Genomic DNA, 25,798 nt, shown 5'->3' with positions numbered 1-25,798 from the left:
TTACCTGATACTCAATGGCTGCGTCTCGAAAGTGGTGGAAATTCTCCGGCGGCGTTCTCCGAGCGGTTTGATTTGGGCCTGATCAGGCGGCGAGGTCAAGGGGCAAGGGCTCGATCGGTTTGTCGAGGGTCTGCCGCCCGTCGACCTTGCGCATTTTGATCTGACCGGAAGCCAGCAAGGCCCAGAGCAGCATCGGCACGGTTTCGGCGCACGGCAGCACGGTTTGGGTCTTGATCCTTCGGCGGAACTCCTCGTTCAACCGTTCGATGGCGTTGGTGGTCCGCGCCGCCTTCCATTGCGCCGGATCGAGCCGGGTGAAGGTGAACAGCCGCTCCCCGGCTTCTTCCAGGCTATCGGCGACAGCCCGGCATTTCAGCCGCCATTTGCGAAGGAATGCCTTCCGGCGCTTTTTGACCTCGGCCGAGGTGTCGGCGTAGATCATGTCGCGATAGTCATTGCCCAGTTCCTCATGCATGTGCTTCGGGGCATGCGCCAGAAGGTTGCGATGCTTGTGAACGGTGCAGCGCTGGATCGGCAGGTCGTCGCCCCAGAGCGTCACCAGCGCGGCTTCCAGCCCCGGCGCACCATCGACGATCACGAACTCGGGGCGCTTCAGCCCGCGGGCATCGAGATCGTCGAGGAACTGGCGCCATGCCGCGGCACTCTCGCCGCCCATATTCATGATGGAAAGCAACACCTTCTGCCCGTCACGGCGCACGCCGATGGCCGCCAGAACCGAGATGTTCGTCGCCCGTTTGTCGATCCGCGTCTTGATCACGGTGCCAACCAGGATTATGCGCACGATGTCCTCGTCGACCAGGCTGCGCGCGCACCATGCGTCCCAGTCCACCTTCACCTTGCGCCAGGCCCGGCTGACCACATCCTTGCTGACGGCCCCCTTGAACAGCGCGAACAGCGCGCGCTTCACACGCCGCGTGTTGGTGCCCGAGAGATAGACCGATGCAATCAGCGCCTCGGCCCGCTTCGTCAGGCGCTGGTAACGCGGCAGCGCCTTCGAGCGCCATTCGCGCACCTTGCCGTCCTTGTTCTCGACGCGGGCGCGGGGAGCGCTGATCGTCTCGGTCCCGAACGTTCCCGTGGTCCGGCGATCCCGCTGGCCGTGGCGATACCCCTTCACCGCCCCGGCCTCTCGACCGTAGCGAAGGCGGCCGAGAAAGCTGTCCAGTTCTTCGTTGAAAACGGCCTCGATGGTGCTGCGGATATTCGCGCGCAGCCGGTCCTCGATCGGGTCGAAGCCGTCGTCGCAAGCGAGTAGCGAAACCGCGCTGGTGTCTGTAGTTTGGTTCATGGCGTGATCTCTTCTGGCGGTGCCAGCCGCCGGTTGAGTGGTTCAGGATCACCCGGAGATTACGCCACCTTCAAATTTCCACCAACTTCACGACACGACCTACTCAATCTTGTTATCGGACATCTTGTAGAATGTGCTTAGCACAAGCGTTTTGAAAATCACAACCGCGAACCATCTCCGCTCCGACAACCCCATCGAGAGCGTCGTCGCCACCGTCCGGCACCGAACCGTCCGGACCAAAGGCGCGCATTCGCGGAAGACGGCGAAAGCATCCATGATCACAAGATCAAGCGCCTGCACGCGCTGCTGCCGTGGCACTGGAAGCCTATGCCGGCAGCGACGCCCGAGAACGAAGCCGCCTGAATTTGCAAGGCGGTTCGAACCGGGCGGTTACAGTATTGGGGTGGAAAAGCCTCTTGGCCTTCGAACGAAAGGTCGTTTAAATGAGCAGTCGGAGCGATACGAAAGCGTGACAGGTCCAGCATCACTTTGGCACATTACGATGCCGTCGGGAGGGGGCATCCATGCCATCAACAGAGGCGCTCCGCCCAGAACAACCTTCAGAAAATCCATGCTCTGACGGGGCGTCCATACACGTTGACAACTTACAGCTTCACTGCTCGGCTCACAAGTGGACGCTCCGCACCATATTTTCCACATGTAAAGGCGTCAATTCAAATTCACGCTTGATCAGCATCTCTATACATCGAATATAGTCTTCGCGTGAATAAAGCTGATCATATACGCGCATCATTTCTTCATTTGCACTAATATATTTTTCTGGGTTTTTGTCCATTGAACGGATTCGCTCCACCAACCTTTCTTTCATGTCTTCTGGTGACAAGAAGATATTGGAGAGTTCCTTAAGATCTTCAGATGGGAAAAATTTATCGTTGTAGACCGCGAATCCCACTCCACCTTGATGTATTGGCTGCGCAAGGTATCCATCAAAGCCTTCTCCAAATGTAACTGAGTAGCGGCATTGCGTTGCCAACGTCATAAAATCATCAAAGGTCATCGAGCGTATTTCTCTAAACTCGTAATCAGGAAGGCCTGCTTTCAGGCGCCGCAAAACTTCATTTTTCCAGTGAGCGCTATCCGGTGAATAAATAATCAACTTGCGCTTGTCTTCAGCCGGGAGCGGGGGGTAGTCGCTAAGATCTGTATAGGCAGGCAGCAGAAGCAGAGGTGTATTATAATAATCCGCAAAAGATTGCCCAAAATACGCATGATGGGCAACAGACTGCGTCAGCTCATCACAAATACTACGTAATTCACAAAATTCATTGGGTTCCGGCATTATGTCAATTTTTTGGTTCAATATATTCACATAAAATCGGTCTCTTGAGCAAAGATAATTGAGCGATTCTGTGTCGAGGTTGTCAATAAAATTTGAAGCGGCATATTCCGGGATATGCAAATAAATTTCCTTGGCGTTGAGGCATCGTTTGATCTGCTCAAAGCGAAAAACGTCATGTGAGCTTTTAAAATTGCGTTGACGAAAGTAAGTTTCATTCATTTTGTTTGGTCGCGTCATCAAAACCACCTCATAGTTATGCATATGACGTAGTTTATAGGCAGCGTTGGCGATCGAGAAGAAGGAATATATTCCGCCGCTCATCTCGTTATGCTCAGGCACCAATATAATTAGAATTTTCTCGGCGTTTTGAATCTTCTTTGGAAACATTTCATTCTGGATTGCATGATAAGCCCGGTTAAGGGGGAGCGTTTCGGTGTCCTGAAGACTAGTAATTGCTTTTGACAACCATATGTTGTCTCGTTTCTTGGACGACATCGCGAGTCTTGTTCTCATTTTTCGGGGTAGAAAAGGAAATCGGGCACATATAGCGCTCATCAAGTGCTCAACTTTCCTTGTCAAAGGGTGTCTAAGGTACTTGGCTGCTAGAATCAAAGGGTCTTGATCTGCAAAAGTTTTTGATTTCTCTGTATCTTCGAGTGAATTTTGAAAGTGAGTTTTATGTTTACTTTTTTTTACCATTGTCATCCCACCAGTTGTCTTTCTAAAAATCATCGCTATGACGCGCAGACATTCCAGCCACTGCGGCTACCGGCTTTGTTGCATCAAAGTCGCTATAATAGCATCATTCCTCTACGGTTACTTCTGTTTAGCGATAACATACTCGAGAAATAACTGCCGCAATTCCGCAAGGTCTATCCGAATATAGGGCGCATTGCGCATCTGCGCTACCTTTGGCATCTCCACGATGCTTTCAGGCGCACCATAATCGGCCACCAGCATCGTCCCGGGGGCGGCAAGCCGATTACGGATGAAATGCATTTCGATCTTGCTGAGCGTTTCGATGACCTTACGGTCATCGCCGCTTCGCAAGCGTCCATAAACTGTATCGACCATGGATTTTTCATAGAGATGCGGCACCTCGTACTCGTACACCAACTCGCTAAGAAGATTGGCGGCATCGCAATATTTGCGGCTGCTTCCTACGTTGACCGCATCCTCGTCGGCGCTTTGCGCAAGCTCATGGGCCGTGATGTCCTCGAGCCCAAGTGCCTTCAGAAAATCCTTCACGATACTTTCATCGGGGGCTTGAGGCGGGAAAGGGCGTATCACCATCTCCCAATTCGGATTGGACTGCGCCGCATTCAGAAGTCCGAACAGCATGCCGCGATAGGCCATCGACCAGTGACCGATTCCGTGATCGACCGACACGACACCGAGACCGCTAGAATGCTCGGCTTGCCGGAAATTGTAAGGTAAAGAATTTTCGGACGCCCATGACGCCACAAGATCGACGGAATTACGCAGGTAAAGGATGACGACCCGGCGCATATCTTGAAACACCGGATGCTGCCAGATTTGCGGACGGCCCATCAGCCCCTCTTCCGAGATTAGAATTTTCGAGGCGGGGCTGGCGGCGATCGTGTCAGCCACGAAGTTGGCGTCGAAATCTGGTTTCAGAAGGTAATCAGCATTCGCCCACCGGGGCAAGTGCAGTTGCGGCGGCTGGAATTGGATGTAATCTACGTCCCGTTTGCGCAGGGCTTCGTGGTTCTCGTAACAGAATTTTTGCAGTCCCGTGGACCCGGTCTTGATGGACCCGATATGGAAAAAGACCGTTTTAGTCATGGACTGCCACCTCTTCCATTACCGCGACGTGCTGTTCTCAGGCGCGCCTAGCATATAGATCCCGCGTTTCTGGAAGAGGTCGTGCTGTTCGGCCAGCGCCTTTGCCGACGGATATTCAAGGAACATGAGCGCGACGCGGTCGATCCGTCCTTGCGGTGGCATCTCGCGCCCAGTGACGGCGAGCGCGTGATACTCGACAATCGGGACCGGTGCGGCAAAAAACACCCCGTCATAGTTTTCGTGCCCAGCTGTAACCGTATGCCGAAGAATGTGCCGGCGCGACAGGGGCGCATCCGGCGCGGGGCGGTTCACGAAATAGGAAGCATAGCGCGCGGCATGGGGCAGTCCGGTGCTCAGCTGCACCAGCCAAGGATAGAGATCGCCCGGGCAGCGGCGGCTGAGTTCGATGAGCCAGGGTCGCGACCCATCCCAAATGAACTGCACATGCAGCAGTCCGTCCACGAGATTGAGCACGGCGGCAAGCCGCTCGATACTGTCTCGTAGCTGTGTCGTCCCGGCCGCGGGGAATTCGGCCGCAACATGCGAGGTATCCACGGCATAAGGCGTGACAGAGCCATCCTCGCGCACGATGACCGCATCGACGACGCGCTTCCGTTCGAGGAAACAGCTGTAGCTGTACAGTTGACCCTCGGCATAGGTTTCCAGCAGGGCATCGCCGGTGCGGCTTTCGGCGCGGGCGGCGTTCAGCGCGGCTCGGGCCGCCGCGTGGTCTGACCCGTCAAACACGGATATTCCACGACCGCTGAAGGCATCCGAAGGCTTGGCGATCAGACGGCCCGCATGGGGCAAGTTCGCCTCGGACACCCGGCGCGGGGCGGGCAGGTCAAGCTCCTCACACAGGGCACGGAATGCGGCCTTGTCGGCCAGTCGGCGATAAGTTTCGGGCGGATCGAAGGCGGTTTGCAAGCCGGTCAGGCGCTGCGCGGTCTCGATCGAGACATCGGTGCAGCCGGGCACCACATATGTCACACCCAAGCGGTCGACATGGCGCCGCACGGTTTCCACCTCTGCATAGTCGTCCTCGATATAGCGCTTGGGGTAGCGCCGCGCCAGCAGGTCAAGCGGGCGGTTGCCGATGGTCCAGACATCAAGGCCCTGATCTCGCAGCCAGTCATGGACTGGGCGCGCCGCAAAGCTTGTGTCGAGAAGCAACACGCGTGTCATGTCCCGATTTCGTCCGTGCGAACTTCATGGCCAGAGCGCCCCGCCTCGACAATGGCCTCCAGCACGACCATGTTTTGATAGCCATCCCGAGCCGACACCCGGGGCGGGGTCGCGCCCCGAATGACATCAATGAAATGGGTTAGCTGCGTCTCGAGCGGGTCTTCACGCTCGATCGCGAGGCGCCCTTCCTCGAAAGCTGCCCACCAAGTTCGCTCCGATCTTCCGGAATATGTGCGGAACCGCATTGAGGGAAAGTCGAGCGAGCCCATCATGCCGGCAAAATGGTAGCAATTCTCTTCAGGAAAGAACGGATAAGCGGGGTTTTCGCCAGCCGTCATTTCCCAACTCTTGCTGCTCGCGCTTGCGTCCGAAATTAGGAATGTGCCCACGGCGCCGTTCGAAAAAGCAAAGGTGACAGCGGCAGTGTCCTCAACTTCGAACCCGCGGGCGGCAGAACTGACCCGGGCTGTCACGCTTTCGATTTCGCCGAACAGGAAGCGAAGAATGCCGATTTCGTGGATCATGTTGATCAGGATCGGTCCACCCCCGGCACGCGTTCTCCATGGTCCAGCCAGGAAGTAATCCTCGGGCTTGTAAAAGAGCGCCGAGCCCTGCACCGCGACCGGGTTGCCGAAGGCTTCGGACTTTAGAAAGTTTTGTGCTATTTCCAGCAAGGGGCTGTAGGTACGGTGGTGGCCGACAAGTACGGGCACGCTGCGGGCCTCGGCCGCGTCGGCTAGTGCAGCCGCCGTCCGCAACTGATCGGTAAGAGGTTTCTCGATCAGAACGGGAATATTCCGCTCGACGCAACACATGGCCTGATCGTAATGGAATTCGTTCGGAGAACTCACGATCGCCGCACCACAATCGACCGCGTCGAGAGCACTATCCAGGTCTTGAAAAAGAGGCACGCCATGCGTGTCGCTGAATCCCCTGTTCTGTGGGCGGTCAGGGGCCACCACAGCAGACAGACGCGCGTCGGGGTGCGCGTCGATCAATGCCGCATGTTTTTTCCCGATAAGCCCCGGGCCCGACAAGATGAAATCCAGTTCTTCTGACATATGTAGCTTCCCTCCCGACTTGCGGGTTCAGTTGTTTCCGGACAGCTCCTGAAGGACGGCGTCTATCGCCTCAACATGATGGGGCAGGACACCGGAATGAAACGGTAGGCAAAGGACCGTGTTTTTGACCTGTTCCACCACTGGTTGCTCGTGAACGCTGTAAATTGTTTGACCGCGATAACATTCGAAATCCGTGCAGATGGGCCAGAAATATCGTCGGCTGAAAATCTGAAAATCCTTGAGCCGTGTATAGATTTTGTCCCGCCCGGCACCGAAAGTCACTGGATCGACACGGATCATATAATACTGTTCTGACTGCTTCACCCCGACTTGCCTGATTTGCTTTGTCAGGCCAGGAAACCTTTCAACAATACGATCATATGCGGTGCGAAGCGCGCTTCGCACCGCGCGTTCTTCTTCATATTTTTGAAGATTGAGTAGCCCGATCGCGGCGTTCAACTCGCTCATCTTCCCGTTGATTCCGACCGACCTCACGACTTCCTCATTTTCGATCCCAAAATTGCGCGCCAGTCTCAGTCGTTGTGAATCCACAGGATCGGTCGAGGTGACAAGCCCGCCCTCGAAGGTGTTGTAAAGCTTAGACGCGTGAAGCGAAAAAATGCTGAGATCCCCCATAGCTCCGACCGGCGTTTCCTCCAGCGTGGCGCCAAAGGCATGTGCCGCATCAAACACAAGCTTGAGCCCGTGCGCGTTGCAGATATCCCGAAGGGCAACATGATCGCAAAGAGTTCCGTACACATGCACACCAATCACTGCCACCGTGCGTTCCGTGATTGCCCGCGCAACTGCAGCAGGATCCAGCGTAAGGGTGACCTCGTCCACATCTGCAAAGACTGGCGTCAACCCACAGGCCATGATGGCATGCGCTGTCGCAGCAAATGTTAGCGGCGTAGTAATTACTTCTCCTCCCCTCGGGAGATCCAAGCTCAGAAGTGCGCATTGCAACGCGGCGGTTCCATTACACGTTAGCTTCGCTACAGACACCTCGAGATGGCGAGCCAATGCTACTTCTAGTTGGTTGTGGAGAGAACCTTCGTTGGTAACTTGCTGTGAGGCCCAAACGCCCTGCAAAAGCGCAGTCAGATCAGACAGTTCGGGAATGAGCGGACGGCTTACGTAGAGTGGATCGTTCACGTTCCGCTTGAGTTCCGGTGTCATATTGAGATGTTACCTTCACGATTAAGGCGCGAGATCTCAAGTAATGAGGGAAGATCGATCTATGCGCAACGGTTGATGACGGCTATCATGGACGTGTCGGATCATTGCCTCATCCCATCCTTACTTTCAACCCCTGGTATGAATAGCCCCTAGATTCATAGACGCCTTCTTCCCTAATTTTGAGGCAAGGAGGCCGAGATGAGCAGCACCAAATTCAGCGACGAGTTCAAGCGTGATGCGGTCGCGCAGATCACCGAGCGGGGCTACCCGGTTGCGGAGGTTTCGCAACGGCTCGGGGTAAGTGCGCACTCGCTCTATGCGTGGAAGCGCAAATTCGCGAAGGCGTCGTCTGGCGAGTCAGAGAAGGATGCAGAGATTCGGCGTCTGAAGCGGGAGCTGACGCGGGTGACCGAGGAGCGCGACATCCTAAAAAAGGCCACCGCGTATTTCGCCAGGGATGCAAAGTGAGATACGCGTTCGTGGCCGAGCATCGCGGCAGGTTCTCCGTGCGGGCGATGTGCCGATGCTTGCGCATCCAGCCGAGCGGCTTCTACGCGTGGCTGAAGGCGCCGCTGAGCAAGCGGGCCCAAGAGGATCAACGGCAGACAGCGCTGCTGAAGGAGGCCTGGGTCGAGAGCGGCAAGGTCTATGGTCACCGCAAGCTGCATGACGATCTGATCGAACAGGGCGAAAGCATCTGCGTGAACCGTGTGGCCCGTCTCACCAAGCTGGCCGGGATCAAGGCCCAGATCGGCTACAAGCGCCGCCCCGGAAAGTATGGAGGCAAGCCGTCGGTCGTTATCGACAACACCCTGGATCGGCAGTTCGACGTGGGGGCACCGGACAAGATTTGGGTCACAGACATCACTTACATCCGCACGCAGGAGGGCTTTGCTTACCTGGCGGTCATCATCGATCTCTTCTCGCGCCGTGTGGTCGGCTGGTCGATGCAGAGCCGCCAGACAACGGAGGTTGTTCTGCAGGCTCTGCACATGGCCGTCTGGCGTCGCAAGCCGAAGACCAAGGTGCTGATCCACTCGGACCAGGGCAGCCAGTTCACCAGCATGGACTGGGCCGCGTTCCTGCGGGGCCACAACTTAGAGCATTCGATGAGCCGGCGCGGGAATTGTCATGACAACGCCGTTGCCGAGAGCTTTTGCAATCTGCTCAAGCGCGAACGGATCAGGCGCAGGACCTACAAAACCCGCGAAGAAGCCCGGCAGGACGTGTTCGATTACATCGAGATGTTCTACAACCCGAAGCGAAAGCATGCGAGAAACGGGATGCTGTCGCCCGTCGAGTTCGAACGGCAGCGGAAACTGAGACCCGAAGGCGTCTAGACAACTCGGGGCTGTTCACGGCTCACGGAGTCGAAAAGGTTGTCACCGTGCGGCGTAAGTCATTGATTTATAACACTACAAATTTTGGAAATATTTTCTCACAAGGCATTAATATAAATGGACTATGCCAACTTCTGTTGGGACCGCCATTTTCCAAGAACATTGGTGCGACGCGGGTCATCGCGCGCGCGGTTCGTCCCGTCATTCCAACCTTGCGAGCGACGCGCGTCTGGCGGCACATTTTCGCCATGGTTTGGCCTTCAAAAGGTCACCCGACTCAGCAGATTCTCGCCAGCGAAGATGCCGTGTTCTGCGATATCCCGCCGCAATCGTCCTCCGCAAATTAAAGAGGTTTTCCAAGGCGGTGGCACGTGTCAGCAGGGCGGTGCAACACCTGAGAAAAGCATCAAGGAGGAAACATGCGTATCTCACTGAAAACACTGGCCCTGAGCACCAGCATCGCCGCCCTGGCGGCGGCCCCCATGGCGGCGGCAATCGTGGTCGCAACCGGCGACGTGGTCCATGCCCAAGGTAATGGCGGCGGTAATGGCGGCGGCAATGGCGGCGGCAACGGTGGTGGCAATGGCGGCGGCAACGGTGGTGGCGCGGCAGGCGCGGCAGGCGCGGCCGGGGCCGACGGTGTCACCGGAAATCCCGGTAACGACAAGGATGTTGGCCACGCTGGCGAAACACCCGATGGCGACGAAGACGGTTGGGGCGGCGGAAGCGTTGGCAAATCCGATGCCGATGACGGCTCCGAGGACAGCACCGACGATACGACCGAGGACTCCACAGATGATACCACCGAGGAGACCACAGACGATACAACTGATGGCACCACCGAAGGCACCGATACCACCGATGACGACACGGAAGGTACTACCGACGGAACGGTGAGCGGTGGCGAGGCTTAAGCCCAGTCGGCGCACGTCCGGATACTGCAAGCTGGTGCCGCCTCGCGGCACCAGCACGCATGTCGTAGATCCGCCGCGCCCGATGACCCCATTAGCGCGCCGTCGTTCGCGTTGTCGCATGTCGGTGGGGGCAGGGGGCGCAAACATATATTCAAAATTCAATATTTACTATGTTAAGTATTTTGATCATATTCTGATTGTGCAGCATGTCTCGCGCGGCGAAGCGCTAAGCAAAACAACAATAAATTCGCCGAAGTGAGTAGGTTTTCAATCCGTGTATCTGGTGTGTCGCTGCGCTCTTTCACCATTCAAGACCTCGCATCAGGGACCCCTCCACGATGATACAAAACCTTGGCAAAACAAGGTGGCACGATAGCCACAAACCCCCGCCATTCTGGCCAGGCAAACCGCTGACCAGGGGCGCCGCGCCATGCGTACGCTGATCGACGCGATCCAGGATGGCATCGTTATCGTCGATCACCGGTCGCGTATTACCTTCGTCAACAAGGGGGCCGAGACGATTTTCGGCCATGACGCGCAAGCGATGATCGGCCAGTCGCTGAACATGCTCCTGCCCGAGCCGGTGCGCGAGCGGCACCAGGATTACATCACCTCCTTCCTGGACGAGGACCGAAGCGGCCGGATGATGGCCGAACGCGCCGAGCTGTCCGGCCTGCGCGCGGACGGAACCGAATTTCCCGCAGAAATCTCAATCTGCCGGTTCGATCTGAACGGGGCGCCGCGCCTTGGGGCCATCGTGCGCGACGTGTCCGCCCGCCGCGCCCGCGAAGCCGCGCTGGAGGAGGCGCTGGATCAGGCGAAATCGGCCAAGGAGGCGCAATCGTCCTTCCTCGCCAAGATGAGCCACGAGATCAGAACCCCGCTCAACGGCATCCTGGGAATGGCCGAGCTGCTGGAATCCAACCTCAATGATTCGGGCAAACGGCACATGGCGCAGGTGATCCGGCAATCGGGCGCGGGGATGTTGAACCTTCTTAACGATCTTCTGGACATGTCCAAGATCGAGGCCGGCAAGCTGTCGCTGGAGCGCGCGCCGGTCTGCGCCACCGAGCTGGCGCACCGCCTGGAAGAGATCCACGCCATCGCGGCCGAGGAAAAGGGCCTGTCGATGGAGGTGTTCCTTGGCTCGGGCTGCGATCTGCCGCGCATGGGCGATGCCCTGCGCATTCAGCAGATCCTGCACAACCTGCTGAGCAACGCGGTCAAGTTCACAGAAACCGGCGGCGTCACCCTGACCATCAGCGGGCGCGCCGATCAGCCCCTGCAGATCGTCGTCACCGATACCGGCATCGGCATGACCGAGGACCAGGTGCAACGCCTTTATGACGATTATGTGCAGGCCGACAGCACCATTAGCCGCCGCTTTGGCGGCTCTGGCCTGGGAATGTCGATCGTGCGGCAGCTTACTGAGACGATGGGCGGCTCCATCGACGTGCATAGCGTCATCGGCGCGGGCACGCGCATCACCATATCGCTGCCGCTCGAGATGGCCCCGGCCGAGGACTCCGAGCAGGACACCGCCGAGGCCCCCGAGCAAACCTTCGAGGACCGCCGCGTTCTGGTCGCCGACGACAACCAGACCAACCGCGAGCTGATGACCGCGATGCTGACCCGCCTCGGGATCACGCCGGTCGTGGTCAATGACGGGCTTGAGGCGGTGAATGCCGCGCAAGAGCAGGACTTCGATCTGATCTTGATGGATATCTCGATGCCGGTGATGGATGGCATCACTGCTTTGAAGGAGATCTGCGCCAGCCGCGACAGCGCCAATCTTCCCGAGGTGCCGATCGTCGCCGTCACGGCAAACGCGATGCCGCACCAGGTCACGGAATACATCGTTACGGGGTTTGCCACCTATCTGGCCAAGCCGTTCGAACTGGCCGATCTGCGCCGCGTCCTGACCGAGCTGTAGCCGCAGCCGCCACCGTTCAGATCAGGTCAGGTTCAGATCAGGTTCATATCCCGCGCAAGCATCGCCACATGCGTGCGGTTGCGCGCGTTCAGCTTCCGGCTGAGCGTCTTGACATGCAGCTTGATCGTGACCTCCTGAACGTTCAAATCGCGCGCGATTTCCTTGTTGGACTTGGCCTCGCACAGGCGCTCCAGAACGTCGCGCTCACGCGGGGTCAGGCTATCGTGGGGCAGATCGCGCGCATCCGCCTGCATCACCGCCTCGGGGGCATGGGTGCCGCCGCTCATGATGCTGCGAATGGCCGATAGCAGGGCGTCGGGCGCCATCGTCTTGGGCAGGAACCCGGCCGCGCCGCAATCCAGCGCCCGCCGCCCCATCGCATCCGAGGCGGTGCCCGAAATAAGCGCCACGGGCCCCGGCGCATTGAGCGCGAGCGCCTGGCTTAGCCCGTCGGGCAGGGTCATACCCGGCATCGTGAAATCCAGCAGCACCAGGTCAAAGGGGCCATGCTTGCGGATTTGCTCCAGCGCGCTGTCAAGGCACTGCGCCTGCTTGACCTCGATGCCCCCCGCATTGGCCAAATAGCCGGTCAGGGTCTCGCGCACCAGGTCATGATCATCCGCAATAAGCAGCTTTGACGCGGTCGCCGGCATCAATGTGCCCGGCTCGCGCCACGCCTTTTGCATTTCTCCGGTCTCCTGCATTTTTACTGGTCCACCTGCTTGCTCGCGTGGGTAACAATATTGCGAACTTGCGCATTTTACCAGCACTGCGCGCGCCGGATCCCTGAAAACCGGCCCAAAAGCATAAGGGGCTGGACGTGGCGGCGGGTGCGCGCTCAAGGTGGTGTATCCGTTTGCGTGTGTTGAGGGGATAGGAATGCGATCTGCGATTGACGTCAGCATCTTGCGACTCGCCGCCGCCGTGATTCTGGCCGGGGAGCTGATCGCCGGCACGCCGGGGGCGCGGGCCGCCGACCCGCATGTTCTGGACATTCGCATCGCGCCCGAAGCCGCCGGCGCGGGCGAGGAGGGGCGGCGCATTGCCTTGGGGCTGGATGATCTGCGGACGCTGCCGCGCGCCGCATTCCGCACAAGCACCAACTGGACCGCCGGGCGCGAGCGGTTCGAGGGCGTACACCTGCACGATCTGCTGGCGTATCTGGGCGTGCGGGACGGCGTCATGCGGCTGATCGGGCTCAATGGCTACGAGGCCCGGTTCCCCGTCGCCGACGTGCGCCCCAACGGCGCGCTGCTTGCCTTCGCGCGCAACGGCGCCCCGATGAGCACCCGCGACAAAGGGCCGCTTTGGCTGGTGTTTCCCTTCGACCGCGACGCGCGCTACCGGACCGAAACGTATTACGCGCGCAGCGTCTGGCAACTGGACCGGATCCGCATCGAGCGCTAGAGTGCCCGTTGCCGCGCGTGGCTAAGGGCACGATCATATGCGCGGCGCACGGGGGTTGGGGGCGCGGATGTCTACCTTGAAAAAGCGGGTGCCGCGCCGCTATTGGCGCCATGTCCAGTTGGTCCTGTTCGCGCTGGTGGCAGCGGCATCGGTCGCGTTGGCGGTGCAGCTTCTGTTTCGCGTGAATGACCGGCTTGAGGATCTCAGCACCTCGCGCACCGACAACGTGCAGTGGACCATCGCCCAGCTCGAGGTCGAGTTTCTGGAGCTTCAGGCGCAGCTCGGCACCGCCCGGCGCACCGGCGCGGCGGACCTGGAGGAACTGCGCCAGCGGTTCGATATCTTCTACAGCCGCGTCGAGACCATGATGCAAAGCCCCGTCTATTCCGATCTGGTGCCGCGCGATGCGCCCGCGTTCAGATCCCTCAGCACCGCCATCGACGCGATGATACCCCTTATGGATGGGCCCGACGAGGCCCTGATGCAGGCGTTGCCCGCGATCGATGCGCGCCTGTCCGAGCTGCGCCCGATCCTGCGCCGCGCCTCGGCGCATAGCGTAACAGAGGCCGCCGCCCGCACCCAGGCCACCCGCACCGAGATGCACGGCCTGCTGGTCAACCTGTCGCTGGTCATGGGGCTTTTGCTGGTGTCGCTGGCGTCGCTGGCATGGCTGTTCTGGCGGCAATCGCGCGTCAATCTCGCCCGCGCCAGGGCCAACCGCCAGATCAGCGCGCGCTTGTCCACGATCATCGCCACCTCGCTGGACGCGATCATCGTGACCGACCCCGACGGCCGCGTGATCGAGATGAACGAGGCCGCCGAGCGGATGTTCGGCACGACCCAAGGCGCCGTCCGCGGCACCGCGCTCCATGACATGGTCCGCCCCGCCGATGACGAAGGCGAGGCGCCGCCGCTGCTGCCGCCCGCGCAGACCGCCGGGCAACCCGCTTGCCGTCAGCTTGTCGCGCGCCACGCGGACGGGCACAGCTTCGACGTGGAAATGACGGTCGGCGTGCCCCGGCACGCGGATGGCGCCATCCGCGCCTGTTTCCTGCGCGACATCAGCCAGCGCCTGGAATCCGAGGCCTCGCTGCGCGAGGCGCGCGACCGCGCACAGGCCGGCGCCCGTGCCAAGGCGCAGTTCCTCGCCGTCATGAGCCACGAGATGCGCACGCCGCTCAACGGGGTCTTGGGCGCGCTGGACCTGTTGAAACACACCGCCCTCGATGCCGATCAGCGCCACTATGCCCAGATCCTGGAAAGCTCCGCGCAGGTGCTGCTGGGGCATGTCAACGACGTCCTCGATGTCGCCCAGATCGAGGCGGGCCGCATCGACCTGGCCCCGGCGAACTTTGCCCTGGACGACCTGCTTGCCGAGCTGGTCCGCGACATGACCCCGGCGGCGCGGCGCGCAGGCAACCGGATCATCCTCAACCGGACGCCCGAGCCCTTGGGCGAAATCCATGCCGATCGGCACCGTTTGCGGCAGATCCTGACCAACCTGATCAGCAACGCGGTCAAGTTCACCCGCGACGGCACCATCACCCTCGATGTTTCGATCCCCCCCGCGCGCGGCGAGGTCGTGTTCGAGCTGTCCGATACCGGGGTCGGGATCGCGCCCGAGCGGCTCAACCAGATATTCGACGATTTCGCCCGCATCCAGACGCCCGGCTTCGACCATGTCGAGGGCACCGGCCTGGGTCTGGGCATCGTGAAGCGCCTGGCACAGGCCATGAACGCGCGCGTGGGCGTCGAAAGCCTGCCGGGCGAGGGCTCCATGTTCCGGCTGCGCCTGCCCCTGTCGCCGCTGCCGGCGCAGGCGGCAACCGCGCCCGCGACCCCGCCCGAGCACGCGCCGCCGATGGACATTCTGATCGTCGAGGACAACGCGATCAACCGCTTCGTGCTGCGCCGGCAGCTCGAGGCCGAAGGCCACCACGTGCAAGAGGCCGAGGATGGCCGCGCCGGGATCGACGCCGCGATGGCGGCCCGCTTCGATGCGATCCTGATGGACCTGAGCATGCCGGGGATGGACGGGCTGCAAGCCACGCGCGAGATCCGTGCCTCAGGCGGGCCATCCAGTGACGTGCGCATCGTCGTGGTGACCGCCCACATGATCGAAATCGGCGATGAGGCCTGCCACGCGGTCGGGGTCGATGCGATCATCACCAAACCGGTTCAGCGCGCCGATCTGCTGCATGGTCTCTATGGCGCCACCGATCGGCCGGCGCCCCAGCCGCAGGACGCGCCCGCGTCGATCCTGGATACGGCGGTGATCGACAGCCTGCGCACGATCCTTTCGCCCGACCGGGTGCAAGACTTGCTCGCCCGGTTCCGCGATGAGGGCGACGCGCTGCTGCACGAGCGGCAGGTGCTGGAGGGGCTGGATGCGGCGCGCGCAGCGCACCTGGCGCACCGGCTGGCGGGCGGCGCGGCCACACTGGGCGCGCGGGCGCTGCACCAGGCGCTGGAGCAAGCGGTGGCGCGCCTCGCGGCAGACGAGGGCGCCGATGCTGCCGCCGCGCTGGAGGACGCGCGGCAGCTCTGGCCCGAAACGGTGGCCGCGCTGGACCGCGCGGCGTGAGGATCGCCCTTCGACGTTCTACGCCCCGCAATCGGCTAAAGACCAAGAAAGTTTTAAACTTTCTTGAACGGAATCTTTTGAAGTTTCCGTTCGTCGCCGTTCACAACAACCCGCGCATGCCTTCCCCCCGGCGCGCCCCCACAACCCACACCGCCCGGCACCGCCGGGCCGCGACCGACCTCCCCCACGAGGTCGCGTTGGCGATGGTGTGCGCCGCCTCAACCGTCATCGGGGCTTTAAGGTGCCACTCCGCATTGCTGATGCAAACGCGCCCTCCAGGTTGGTCGCGGCCCTGTGTTTGCCCGCCCCCTCATGCGCTTTCACGCCCCGCCTGCGACCATGCCGCGCCGGTGTCGCCGGTCAGGAACCCGTCGCAATAGGTGCCGCCGGGGGCGTGGGGCAGGGCGCGCTGCGATAGCTCCCCGGCCGTGATCCGGCCATCCAGTAGCGCCCGGAAATCGCCGCACAGCTCCGCGAACCCTTCCGATTGCGGCGACAGCCTGAGCGACGACACCCCCGCATCCCGCAGGGCAGGCACCTGGTACGCCGCGTTGGCACAGGCCGCCGACAGGGTCTGCACCCCGTTCACCGCCAGGAAATCCTGCCCGTCCAGTGTCTCCACCTCGCGCCCGTCCGGGTCCGCGTCGCAGATGAACTGGCAATTATCCTTGGTCCGATCATGCAGGCGCGCATGATAGCACCGCCCCGATATCGCCAACGGCAACCGGCCCCAGCCCCACACCTCGACCGGCGCAAGGCTGGCAGCCGTAATCGCGCGGACCGAGGCCAGCGGCAATTCGGGCGGCAGGCAAATCCGCGCCGCGCCGCGTTTATGCATCCACGCCGCCGTACCCTCGTTATAGGTGTTGATCAGCGGCCCGACACTGAACGCCGTGCCCTTGGGCAGATAGGCCAGCGCGGTCAAATCGTTGATCTCGACCTCAAGCCCCATATCGGCCAGATCGGCCATCAGCTTGCGCTCGCGCTTGAGCGTGATCAGCGCCAGCGAGGTCAGCACCACTTGCTTGCCTGCCGCCTGCAACCGCTCTACCGCCTGCGGGATCTCGGTCTGGTAGAACGGTAGCCGCTTGGAGCACACCAATTCGCCCAGAACGACGCGGTCCACCGGCGCCTCGTCGGCCAATCGCGCGTAGAAATCGCGCCACGCCTCGCCGCGCCAGAAAAACTGCGTCGGGCCCACTGTCAGCTGCATCGCCCTACCTCCATGTCTTGGCATAGGCGCCGGTAGTGGCGCTCTGCCCCTCGGTCAGCGCCGACAGCGTCCCCGGTGGGATCGGACGCCCCGCCTCCAGCGCATCGGTGGCCGCGCGAAACGCGCGCACCACTTGGCTCACATACGCGCGCGAACGTTGCCGCCCCTCGATCTTGAGCGCGCTGACCCCCGCCTTGGACAGCTGCGGAATAAGCTGCGAGGCATCAAGGCTGCTGGGGTCCTCGAACACGTAGCCGGTCCGCTCGCGCGAGGTAAAACAGCCCTTGCACAGGGTCGGGTAGGGCGCGGGCTCATCCCGGCCCGAGCGGTGGATCGTGAAGCCGCCCAACCGCGCCGCCAACTCGCCCCCCTCCTCGTCATAGCTGACATGGCTGGCGGGCGAGCAGACACCGTTCATGTTGGGCGACAGCCCGGTCGCGTAGGACGACAGCGAACAGCGCCCCTCGGCCATCACGCACAGGCCGCCGAACACGAACACCTCCGTCTCCACGTCTATCTCGCGGTTGATCGCGGTGATTTCCTGCACGCTCAACACCCGCGGCAGCACCACGCGTTTCACCCCGAACGCCTCGGCGTAGAAGTTGATCGCGTCGGGGTTGGCGGCGGCTGCTTGCACCGACAGGTGCCGCCGCAGGCCGGGGTGATGCTCGGCCACATGCGCCAGAAGGCCGGTATCGGCCAGGATCACCGCATCGGCGCCCGCCGCCGCGGCATGGGCGATGGCGGCATGCCACGGCGCCGCATCGCCGGCGCGGGGAAAGGTGTTGATCGCCACCAACACCTTGGCGCCTTGCGCATGGGCATGGGCAATCGCCTGCTCCATCTCCTCGCGTGAGAAATTCAGGCCCGGAAAATTGCGCGCGTTGGTGTCGTCGGCATAGCCGCAATAGACCGTATGCGCCCCGGCCGCCACGGCCGAGCGCAGGGCGGCGGGGGTTCCCGCGGGGCAAACCAACTCCATCGTTTACACCCCCTCGGCGCGGCGCAGCGGCAGGTGGGTTACCCGCTCGGCCAGCGCAATAAGCGGTTCCAGACGCCCCCGCATCGGCCCAGACAGCGCCGCGATTTCGGCCGCCAGGTCCAGCTCGGCATCGTCGATCGCGTTGCGCAGCGCCAGCGCCGCGCCGGTGTCCCCCTCGATCACCAGATCGCGCGAGAAAAACAGTGCATCACCGTCCCACGTGCCATGCACCAGCCCCAGCAGTGCCGCCAGCGGCCCGGCGATGCGGGTGTCGGCGTCGGGCGGCGGGCGGCGATGCACGGTGATTCGCTCCACCTCGGGCTGCAGCAGCAGCACCAGCGGCAGATCGATGGGATCGATGGCAAACCGGCACGACCCATGCGCGCCAAGCCGCGTGATCAGGCCCGGATGCGCCGCGATCAGCCGCCGCATCAAAAGGCTCAGCGGTGCCGCCAGCGGAAACAGGGGCAGGGCGCGCAGCCCCAAAGCCAACGGGCGCGGGGCCAAGGGGATCGGCGCGGATGTCGGGGGCAAGGCAGACTCCTGTGATTGGGCGGGTTTGCCGGACCCTAACGCCGCCGCGCATCGGATGAATTGACATATGTCAATTCGATTGCGCGCAAGGGGTGATAGCCATGCCACGAACGCGGATTTCGGAGAAAACGCATGCTCGATAACGGTCCCCCCCGGCGCGATAGCCTGCGGGCGTTCCTGTCGGATCTCGCGGCGGCGGACGACTTGGCGCGCATCGCCGATCCCGTCTCGGTGGTGAACGAGATGACCGCCGTGGGCTCCCGAGTGCTGCGCGCGGGCGGCCCGGCGCTGCGCTTTGAGGCGCCGGTGCTGGCGGATGGGAGCCGCGCGGAGATCCCCGTGATCGCCAACCTTTTCGGCACCCGCGCGCGCGTCGCCGCAGGCCTTGGCTGCGGCGCGGGGGATGTGTCCGAGCTGGGCGAATTCCTGGCCGCGTTGCGCGCGCCCGCGCCCGTCACCGGCATGCGCGACGCGCTGTCGCGCTGGCCGATGCTGCGCGCCGCGTTGCGCACGCGGCCCCGGTTCGCCCGCACCGCCCCGGTGCAGCAGGTCGTCGACGAGGCACCCGACCTGACCCGCCTGCCGGTGCAAACCTGCTGGCCCGGCGATGCCGGACCGCTGATCACGTGGCCGGTGGTGATGACCCGGCCCCATGGTAGCGCGCCAGACGCCGTGCACGCCTATAACGCGGGCGTTTACCGCGCGCAGGTGTTGGATGGCGGGCGCGTCATCCTTCGCTGGCTGGCGCACCGGGGCGGCGCCGCGCATCACCGCACATGGGAGCGCGCCACGCAGGCGATGCCGGTCGCCATCGCCCTTGGCGCCGATCCCGCCACGCTTCTGGCGGCCGCGCTGCCGCTGCCCGAAGCGGTGTCCGAACTGACCTTCTCGGGCGTGCTGCGCGGCGCGCGGGCCGAGCTGGTGCCGGCGCGCACGGTGCCCCTTCTGGTGCCCGCGCAGGCCGAAATGGTGATCGAGGGGTGGATACACCCCGGCGATACTGCCCCCGAAGGACCGTTCGGCGACCACACCGGATATTACAACGCGGCCGAGCTGTTCCCGGTCATGCGCGTCTCGGCACTGACGCACCGGCGCGATCCGCTTTACCTGTCGACCCATACCGGCCGCCCCCCGGACGAGCCATCGGTCATCGGCGAGGTGTTCAACGACCTTGCCCTGCCGGTGATCCGCGCGCAGATCCCCGAGCTGCGCGATCTGTGGCTGCCGCCAGCCGCCTGTTCCTACCGCATCGCGGTGGTCAGCATCGACAAACGCTACCCGGGACAGGCGCGACGCGTGATGATGGCGCTTTGGGGGATGCTGGCGCAGTTCAGCTATACCAAGATGATCGTCGTCGTCGACGAGGACATCAACCCGCGCGATTGGGACGATGTCGCATGGGCGATGTCCACGCGCATGGACCCGGGACGCGATGTCATGATCCTTGAAAACACGCCGATGGATTACCTCGATTTCGCCTCGCCGCAGGCGGGGCTGGCGGGCAAGATGGGGATCGACGCCACCACCAAGATCGGCACTGAATCGGGTCGCGACTGGGGCCAGGTGATGACCATGCCCGACAAGGCCGACAGCTTTGCCGCCGACCTTCTGGCGCGGGCGGGCCTGTCATGAGCGCGCGGGTGGTCCTGGGCATATCGGGCGCGTCGGGCGCGGCGCTTGGCCTGTCGGCGGCGCGGCACCTCGTGGACATGGGCGCCCGGGTCGATCTGGTCATAAGTCCGGCGGGCGAACGCACGCTGGCCGCCGAATGCGGCCCCGGCGCGGCGGACCGTCTGCGCGCGATGGCCGCCTGCGTGCATTCCGCCTCCGATGTCGGGGCCCGGATTGCCTCGGGCTCGGCGCCGCTGGCGGGGATGATCGTCGCGCCGTGCTCGATGCGCACGCTTGCGGCGGTGGCGCACGGACTTGACGATAACCTGCTGACCCGCGCGGCGGGCGTGCAGCTAAAGGAGCAGCGGCGCCTGATCCTTTTGGCGCGCGAGGCGCCGCTGACGCTGGCGCATCTGCGTAACATGACCGCAGTGACCGAAATGGGCGCGACGGTGATGCCGCCGGTGCCCGCGTGGTACCTCGCCCCGCCCAGTCTTGAGGCCGCGACCGACCAGATCGCCGCGCGCGCGGTTGATCAACTCCGCCTTGGCGGCACACCCCGCGCCACCGGCTGGACGGGGGAGGGATGAGCGGCGACAAATACGCGCTCGATCCAGTAGATACAGTATAAACAACACGTATTCGCCCCACAGTGGGGCACCCGCATTTCACCCCTTCGCATGCTTGACGTGCCGGGCCGGGGCTGGGCATGCTGCCCCGGCGGCGCACCCGCCCTCACAGGATCCTTTCGATGCCCGACGACACCCCCACGCCGCCGCCGCGCCCCCTGCCGCCCAAACCGGCCGCCCGGCCCGATAAAGTGACCCTCTGGCGCTACGCCCGGCTCTTTCGCCGCGACATTCTCTCGGCCCAGCCCGCCCGTCTTTACCGGGCCTGGATGGCAGAGTTTCGGACGCCCTTTTTTCGCTCTTACATGTGCAACGATCCCGACCTGGTGGACCTCGTCCTGCGCCGCCGGCCGGGCGATTTTCCCAAGTCCCGGCGCCTGCGCGAGGGGCTGACGCCTCTGCTGGGAAACTCGGTTTTCATCACCAACGGCACCACCTGGGCCCGCCAGCGCCGCATCATCGACCCGGCTTTTGAGGGCGGGCGCCTGCGCGACACGTTTCCGGCCATGTGGGACGCCGGGCAGGCGATGATCGCCCGCCTGAACCCCCGCGCCGACGGCCGCCCCCTTGAGATCGAGGCCGAGACCAGCCACGCCGCCGCCGACGTGATCTTTCGCACGCTTTTCTCAATCCCGATCGAGCACGAGCTCGCCGCCGGCGTCTTCGCCGCCTTCCGTGCCCATCAAAAGGCGCAGCCGCTGCTCAATATCGGGGCGCTGCTGCCGCTGCCCGCGTGGGTGCCGCGGCTCCATTCCCGCCGCACCCGGGCCACCGCCCGCACGATCCGCACGGCCATCACCCGGCTGACAGCCGACCGCGCCGCCGCGCTAGAAGCGGGCACCGCGCCCGACGATTTGGCCACCAAGATCATGACAACCCCGGACCCCGAGACGGGCGAGACGTTCGACACCGCCGAGATGGCCGACCAGGTCGCGATCTTCTTCCTGGCCGGGCACGAAACCTCGGCCTCGGCGCTGGCATGGGCGCTTTACCTGCTGGCGCTCTACCCCGACTGGCAGGAGCGGCTGGCGGAGGAGGCGCAGGCAGCCATCGACCCCGATCGCATCTATTTCTCGACCCTGTCGAAGCTGCCCCAGGCCCGCGCCGTGTTCCGCGAGACGATGCGCCTTTACCCGCCGGTGCCGATGTATGTCCGCGAGGCCGTGAAATCCGAGCAGTTCCGCGGCCGCGATGTCTGTCCCGGCGCGCAGGTGATCGTCAGCCCCTGGCACCTGCACCGCCACACCCGCCTGTGGGATCGGCCGGATGAGTTCGACCCCGCCCGTTTCGCCACCGAGAACGGAAAGAAGTGCCTGCGCGAGGCTTACATCCCGTTCTCCTCCGGCCCGCGCGTCTGCCCGGGCGCCGGATTCGCGATGGCCGAGGGGCCGCTGCTGCTGTCGATGCTGGTGCGGGCGTTCCGTTTTGAGCGGATCGAGGGCGATGCGCCGGTGCCGCAGGCGCAGCTGACGGTGCGCGCCCGCGACGGCATCCGCCTGCGCCTGCGCCCGCGTTGAGGGCTGGCCGAGGGGAAGGGCGCCTCCGGCGGGAGTATTTTGGACAAGATGAAGCCCCCTGCGCGATGTCTGCAGGGCTTATGCCGCCTGCGCCGCCTCGATCCGCGCGCCCCGGAATTTCGCGATCAGCGCGTCAAGTGACGCCTGGTCCGGCATCATCGCGCCTGCGGTGGACAAGGCGTCGGCCACGGCCGCGCGGGGGGCGCTGATGCTGATGGTGCGCCAGCGGACGGTGACCGGCAGTCCGGTTTGCGGGCTGAGGATATGGCCGACGGCTCCGCCGGTGTCGAACACCGTGCCAAGCGGCGAAGAGGTGGCCAAACCGCGATTCCCGAGGATTATCTCGGGGCCGTCCTTGACCGTCACGGGCCAGCCGTCTCGTCCCTCGGGGGCGTCCATCGCACGGATCTCGCCGGTGTCGATCAGGGCCTGTTCCACCCCCGCGTCCCGCAAGAGCGCTGCAACACGGTCGGCGGCGTATCCCTGCGCCACGCCGTTCAGGGTCAGCGCCATGCCGGGCCGCAGCCGCACCGCGCCGCTGTCATAGCGCACCCCGTTCCAGCCGACGCGCGCGAGGGCGGCGTCGATCTGCGCGCGAGTGGGCGTGTTGCCAGCGCTGTGGGTCTCCGCATAGAGGGACCAAAGTGGTTGTATGCTGGGATCGAACCGCCCGCCGCTAGCGGTATGAACGCGAGCGCATAGCGACAGGCATTCCAGCAGCTCAAATGGCGGCGCAATCAGCTCCCCCGCGCGGTTGAGACGCGACAGCGCCGAGCCCGCGCGATAGAGGCTGAAGATATCCTCCAGCCGGTCGATCTCGGCCCGGGCGCGCGCGATCAGGGCGTCCGCGTCGGGGTGGGCCAAGGTGATCCGCGCGCCGGCTCCCATGGCGGTGCCGCGCCATGTTCGCAGGGCGGGCGATGTCAGGGCCGCACCGGGCATGGATGCAAGGGCGGCGGCGCCAAGCAGCACCGCGCGCCGGTGGATCGGCGAGGATCCCTCAGTCATCGGCGCCGCGCGATAGGGCGCGTAGCCGTTCGGCATAGCCTTGCTGCGCCTCGTCCGGGTTTTCCGGGGCGGGATCGTTTGCCGCCACCGGGGCCAGCGCCGCCGCGTCGGGGATATCGGATAGCAGCGACACGTGCCCGCCATGGCGCGCGGCGAACTGCTCGGCGCCTTGTCGGCTGGCGAAAGGCACCAGTTCGGGCGCGCCCATGCCGCCCTTTTTGTTCGAGCCGACGACGTAGTGCGCCTCGGTCGCGGCGATCCAGTTGTCCCGCCCCGGCGCCTCCCAGCTTGGCGCCTTGCCCATGTCACTGACGAAGATCGCGGTGATGGCATGGCTTTGCTCGGGCATGCGCTGATAGGCGATGGCATCGCGCACCTGGCTGAAGAACAATGGCGCATCCGGCAACCCTTCAAGGTGCACCTGCGCCTTGGGGCCGGGGTGCTCCAGCATGTTCATCTGGCAGTAATGGCCAACCGACGCGGCGCTGAGCGTGACGGGGTTGGGCGTTTCCTGGGCCTCCTGCTTGCAGGCAGTCAGGGCCAGGAACGCAAGGGCGATCATGGGGCGGATCATGGCGTGACCTTTCGAAACGCGGCGATGGCAAGGGCAAGGGCCAGCGCGGGCCAGATCACGACCGAGGCAAGTGCCTGCCACGCGGGCACCGCGTTGGCGGCCCCGCCGATACCGGCGGCGGCGGCTGTCGCCTCGGAGGCGGCAAGGTTGAACAGGCGGAAGGCATCGGCCGGGTTGGCCAGCAACAGCCATGGAAACACCTGCGTCGTGAACCAGCCGCCGCCATCGGCCACCAGCGCCGCCAGAAGCCCCAAGTCGTAGAGCACGATCATGATCAGCCATAGCCCGATCGCCAGCCCCGCCGCGCCCGCAGGCCGGCGCGACAGCGACGACAGCGCATAGCCAAGGCACAGGAACGCCGCACCCAGAAGCACCGAGGACCATAAAAGCCGCCACAACGCCGGCACCCCCTGCACGGCGCGGGCATCCACCGCCACGGCGGCCACCGCAGCGATGGCATAGCCAACTCCGACCGCCAGCGTCAGCACGCAAAGATGGGCCAGCAGCTTGCCAATCAGCACCTCGCCCCGCGTCACGGGATAGGTCAGCAGCAGGGGCAGGGTGCCGCGCTCGACCTCGCCGGCGACGCCGTCGAACGACATCAGCAGCGCCACCAGCGGCACCAGGTAAACCGCCAGCGAGGTCAGGCTGGCCACCGTCACCGACAGCCGGTCGGCGCCAAGCGCCCCGGTCGGGGCCGATCCGGCCGCCGACAGGACCATGGCGAACAGGGCCATCATTGCCACCGCGATCGTGACCCAGCGATTGCGCAGGGCGATGCGAAACTCGGTCGCCGCCGTGGCCAGTATACGTTTCATTGCCCGTCCCTCCGGCTGAAATGGCTGTAAATGTCCTCAAGACTGGGCGGCTGTACGTCGATATCGGTGACCAGCGGCCCAAGCTCGGACACACGGGCCAGCGTTGCCATCTTGTCGCTTTGCGCGCAGCGCAGGTTCACGCCGGTGCCGTTCATCCGGCCCTGCGGGAGGGCCTCGGCCAGGCGCTCCTTGCCGCCGCTGCGGGCGGTGACATGTACCGTCACCGGCAAATCGGCCTGCCGGCGCAGATCAGACAGCGCGCCTTGCGTCACCACCACGCCCGCCGACAGGATCACCAGCCGGTCGGTGCGGGCCTCTACCTCGGTCAGGGCGTGGCTGGACAGCAGGATCGCCGCGCCCTCGGCCGCCAGCCCATCCAGAAGCGCGTAGAAGTCGCGGCGCGAGACGGGATCAAGGCCGCTGGTCGGCTCGTCCAGAACCAGAAGGCGGGGCTTGCCGATCAGGGCTTGTGCCAGGCCGACACGCTGCCGCATGCCCTTGGAATAGGTGCCGATCCGGCGCTTGGCCGCGTCCGCCAGCCCGACCCGCGCCAGCAGGTCCATCGCGTGATCGGTGCGCTCGCCGCGCAGGCGCAGGTAGTGGCGGATCTGCTCCAACCCGGTCAGGGCCGGGTGAAAGGCCACGTTTTCGGGCAGGTAGGCCGTGGCGCCACGCGCTGCCACCGATCCGGGCGTTGTGCCGGTAACCGTGACGGTGCCGGTGTCGTGCGGGATAAGCCCCAGGATGATCTTCATCAGCGTCGATTTTCCCGCGCCGTTGTGGCCGAGCAGGGCAACGCGTTCGCCCGGCGCGACCGACAGTGACACCTTGTCGAGCGCATGAACGGCGCCGTATGTCTTTGTCAGCTCGTTTATCTCAAGGCTCTGGGTCATG

The 25,798-nt window shown here is 63.5% G+C and carries 22 protein-coding genes; 8 read left to right on the top strand and 14 right to left on the bottom strand.

Going from position 1 to position 25,798, the window contains the following annotated elements:
• Window positions 1-82: 82 nt before the first annotated feature.
• From G568_RS0103030 to G568_RS0103000, 6 genes are all read right to left on the bottom strand, one after another.
• Complete coding sequence (locus tag G568_RS0103030; protein WP_026756657.1) at window positions 83-1,309, bottom strand: IS256 family transposase; 1,227 nt, start codon at window positions 1,307-1,309, stop codon at window positions 83-85.
• Between the two features lie 625 nt (window positions 1,310-1,934).
• Window positions 1,935-3,314: a hypothetical protein gene (locus G568_RS18080; RefSeq protein ID WP_157084249.1), complete on the bottom strand. Its 1,380-nt coding sequence runs from the start codon at window positions 3,312-3,314 to the stop codon at window positions 1,935-1,937.
• Between the two features lie 111 nt (window positions 3,315-3,425).
• Window positions 3,426-4,415, bottom strand: coding sequence for a hypothetical protein (locus G568_RS0103015; protein WP_026756655.1), 990 nt, complete (start codon window positions 4,413-4,415; stop codon window positions 3,426-3,428).
• A gap of 18 nt (window positions 4,416-4,433) precedes the next feature.
• Window positions 4,434-5,600, bottom strand: coding sequence for an ATP-grasp domain-containing protein (locus G568_RS0103010; protein ID WP_051202665.1), 1,167 nt, complete (start codon window positions 5,598-5,600; stop codon window positions 4,434-4,436).
• The gene (locus tag G568_RS18075; RefSeq protein ID WP_037373556.1) at window positions 5,597-6,661 is read right to left on the bottom strand and encodes a Gfo/Idh/MocA family protein; all 1,065 of its coding nucleotides are present in this window, start codon (window positions 6,659-6,661) and stop codon (window positions 5,597-5,599) included. Before G568_RS18075 ends, G568_RS0103010 begins: the two co-directional genes overlap by 4 nt.
• Window positions 6,662-6,688: 27 nt before the next feature.
• Entirely contained in the window at window positions 6,689-7,816 is a 1,128-nt protein-coding gene (locus G568_RS0103000; protein WP_026756653.1) for a DegT/DnrJ/EryC1/StrS family aminotransferase, read from the bottom strand.
• Between the two features lie 222 nt (window positions 7,817-8,038).
• Here G568_RS0103000 and G568_RS0102990 point away from each other — a divergent pair.
• From G568_RS0102990 to G568_RS18065, 3 genes are all read left to right on the top strand, one after another.
• A protein-coding gene (locus G568_RS0102990) for an IS3 family transposase (protein ID WP_425423398.1) occupies window positions 8,039-9,180 on the top strand; the annotation gives its coding sequence in 2 pieces (ribosomal slippage) (window positions 8,039-8,279 and window positions 8,279-9,180; 1,143 coding nt in all).
• Between the two features lie 419 nt (window positions 9,181-9,599).
• A complete protein-coding gene (locus G568_RS20470) occupies window positions 9,600-10,094 on the top strand; it encodes a hypothetical protein (protein WP_051202664.1) in 495 nt (164 codons plus the stop codon).
• Window positions 10,095-10,524: 430 nt separating this feature from the next.
• Complete coding sequence (locus G568_RS18065; RefSeq protein ID WP_051202642.1) at window positions 10,525-12,027, top strand: ATP-binding protein; 1,503 nt, start codon at window positions 10,525-10,527, stop codon at window positions 12,025-12,027.
• Between the two features lie 32 nt (window positions 12,028-12,059).
• On the opposite strand, the gene G568_RS0102970 is transcribed toward G568_RS18065, so the two are convergent.
• Entirely contained in the window at window positions 12,060-12,731 is a 672-nt protein-coding gene (locus tag G568_RS0102970; protein ID WP_245582865.1) for a response regulator, read from the bottom strand.
• A 175-nt stretch (window positions 12,732-12,906) separates the two neighbouring features.
• Between G568_RS0102970 and G568_RS0102965 the strand changes: the two genes are divergently transcribed.
• Together G568_RS0102965 and G568_RS0102960 are read left to right on the top strand one after the other, a co-directional pair.
• Entirely contained in the window at window positions 12,907-13,434 is a 528-nt protein-coding gene (locus tag G568_RS0102965) for a putative pterin-binding protein (RefSeq protein WP_026756649.1), read from the top strand.
• 67 nt (window positions 13,435-13,501) lie between these two features.
• Window positions 13,502-16,018: a PAS domain-containing hybrid sensor histidine kinase/response regulator gene (locus G568_RS0102960; protein WP_026756648.1), complete on the top strand. Its 2,517-nt coding sequence runs from the start codon at window positions 13,502-13,504 to the stop codon at window positions 16,016-16,018.
• A 310-nt stretch (window positions 16,019-16,328) separates the two neighbouring features.
• Here the strand turns inward: G568_RS0102960 and ubiV are convergent, their stop codons facing one another.
• Genes ubiV through ubiT form a run of 3 tightly spaced genes read right to left on the bottom strand, consistent with a single transcriptional unit; the run spans window position 16,329 to window position 18,747 of the window.
• A complete protein-coding gene (ubiV, locus tag G568_RS0102950; RefSeq protein ID WP_026756647.1) occupies window positions 16,329-17,231 on the bottom strand; it encodes a ubiquinone anaerobic biosynthesis protein UbiV in 903 nt (300 codons plus the stop codon).
• A 4-nt stretch (window positions 17,232-17,235) separates the two neighbouring features.
• Window positions 17,236-18,213 (bottom strand): ubiquinone anaerobic biosynthesis protein UbiU, encoded by a 978-nt coding sequence (gene ubiU / locus G568_RS0102945; protein WP_026756646.1) that lies wholly within the window; start codon window positions 18,211-18,213, stop codon window positions 17,236-17,238.
• Window positions 18,214-18,216: 3 nt separating this feature from the next.
• Window positions 18,217-18,747, bottom strand: coding sequence for a ubiquinone anaerobic biosynthesis accessory factor UbiT (ubiT, locus tag G568_RS0102940; RefSeq protein ID WP_037373554.1), 531 nt, complete (start codon window positions 18,745-18,747; stop codon window positions 18,217-18,219).
• A gap of 132 nt (window positions 18,748-18,879) precedes the next feature.
• On the opposite strand from ubiT, the gene G568_RS0102935 reads away from it, so the two are divergent.
• The 3 genes from G568_RS0102935 to G568_RS0102925 all read left to right on the top strand — a co-directional run bounded on the left by G568_RS0102935 (window position 18,880) and on the right by G568_RS0102925 (window position 22,504).
• Window positions 18,880-20,379 carry a UbiD family decarboxylase gene (locus tag G568_RS0102935; RefSeq protein WP_026756644.1) on the top strand — a complete coding sequence of 500 codons (1,500 nt, stop codon included), beginning with the start codon at window positions 18,880-18,882 and terminating at the stop codon, window positions 20,377-20,379.
• Window positions 20,376-20,948, top strand: coding sequence for a UbiX family flavin prenyltransferase (locus G568_RS0102930; RefSeq protein ID WP_026756643.1), 573 nt, complete (start codon window positions 20,376-20,378; stop codon window positions 20,946-20,948). The genes G568_RS0102935 and G568_RS0102930 overlap by 4 nt, the downstream gene beginning before the upstream one ends.
• 161 nt (window positions 20,949-21,109) lie before the next feature.
• Complete coding sequence (locus tag G568_RS0102925) at window positions 21,110-22,504, top strand: cytochrome P450 (protein WP_051202640.1); 1,395 nt, start codon at window positions 21,110-21,112, stop codon at window positions 22,502-22,504.
• 78 nt (window positions 22,505-22,582) lie between these two features.
• On the opposite strand, the gene G568_RS0102920 is transcribed toward G568_RS0102925, so the two are convergent.
• The 4 genes from G568_RS0102920 to G568_RS0102905 are packed head-to-tail and all read right to left on the bottom strand — an operon-like array spanning window position 22,583 to window position 25,797.
• Window positions 22,583-23,512: an FAD:protein FMN transferase gene (locus G568_RS0102920; RefSeq protein ID WP_037373604.1), complete on the bottom strand. Its 930-nt coding sequence runs from the start codon at window positions 23,510-23,512 to the stop codon at window positions 22,583-22,585.
• Window positions 23,505-24,086, bottom strand: a complete 582-nt coding sequence (locus G568_RS0102915; protein WP_026756640.1) for a nitrous oxide reductase accessory protein NosL — start codon at window positions 24,084-24,086, stop codon at window positions 23,505-23,507. Before G568_RS0102915 ends, G568_RS0102920 begins: the two co-directional genes overlap by 8 nt.
• On the bottom strand, window positions 24,083-24,904 hold the full coding sequence (locus G568_RS0102910; protein WP_026756639.1) for an ABC transporter permease: 822 nt from the start codon (window positions 24,902-24,904) through the stop codon (window positions 24,083-24,085). Before G568_RS0102910 ends, G568_RS0102915 begins: the two co-directional genes overlap by 4 nt.
• Window positions 24,901-25,797 (bottom strand): ABC transporter ATP-binding protein, encoded by an 897-nt coding sequence (locus tag G568_RS0102905; RefSeq protein ID WP_026756638.1) that lies wholly within the window; start codon window positions 25,795-25,797, stop codon window positions 24,901-24,903. The genes G568_RS0102910 and G568_RS0102905 overlap by 4 nt, the downstream gene beginning before the upstream one ends.
• Window position 25,798 lies beyond the last annotated feature (1 nt).

Source organism: Sediminimonas qiaohouensis DSM 21189 (assembly GCF_000423645.1).
Taxonomy (GTDB): Bacteria; Pseudomonadota; Alphaproteobacteria; order Rhodobacterales; family Rhodobacteraceae; genus Sediminimonas; species Sediminimonas qiaohouensis.
Note: the sequence above shows the minus strand (reverse complement) of the source record. Positions and strands in the feature narration are given on the sequence as shown.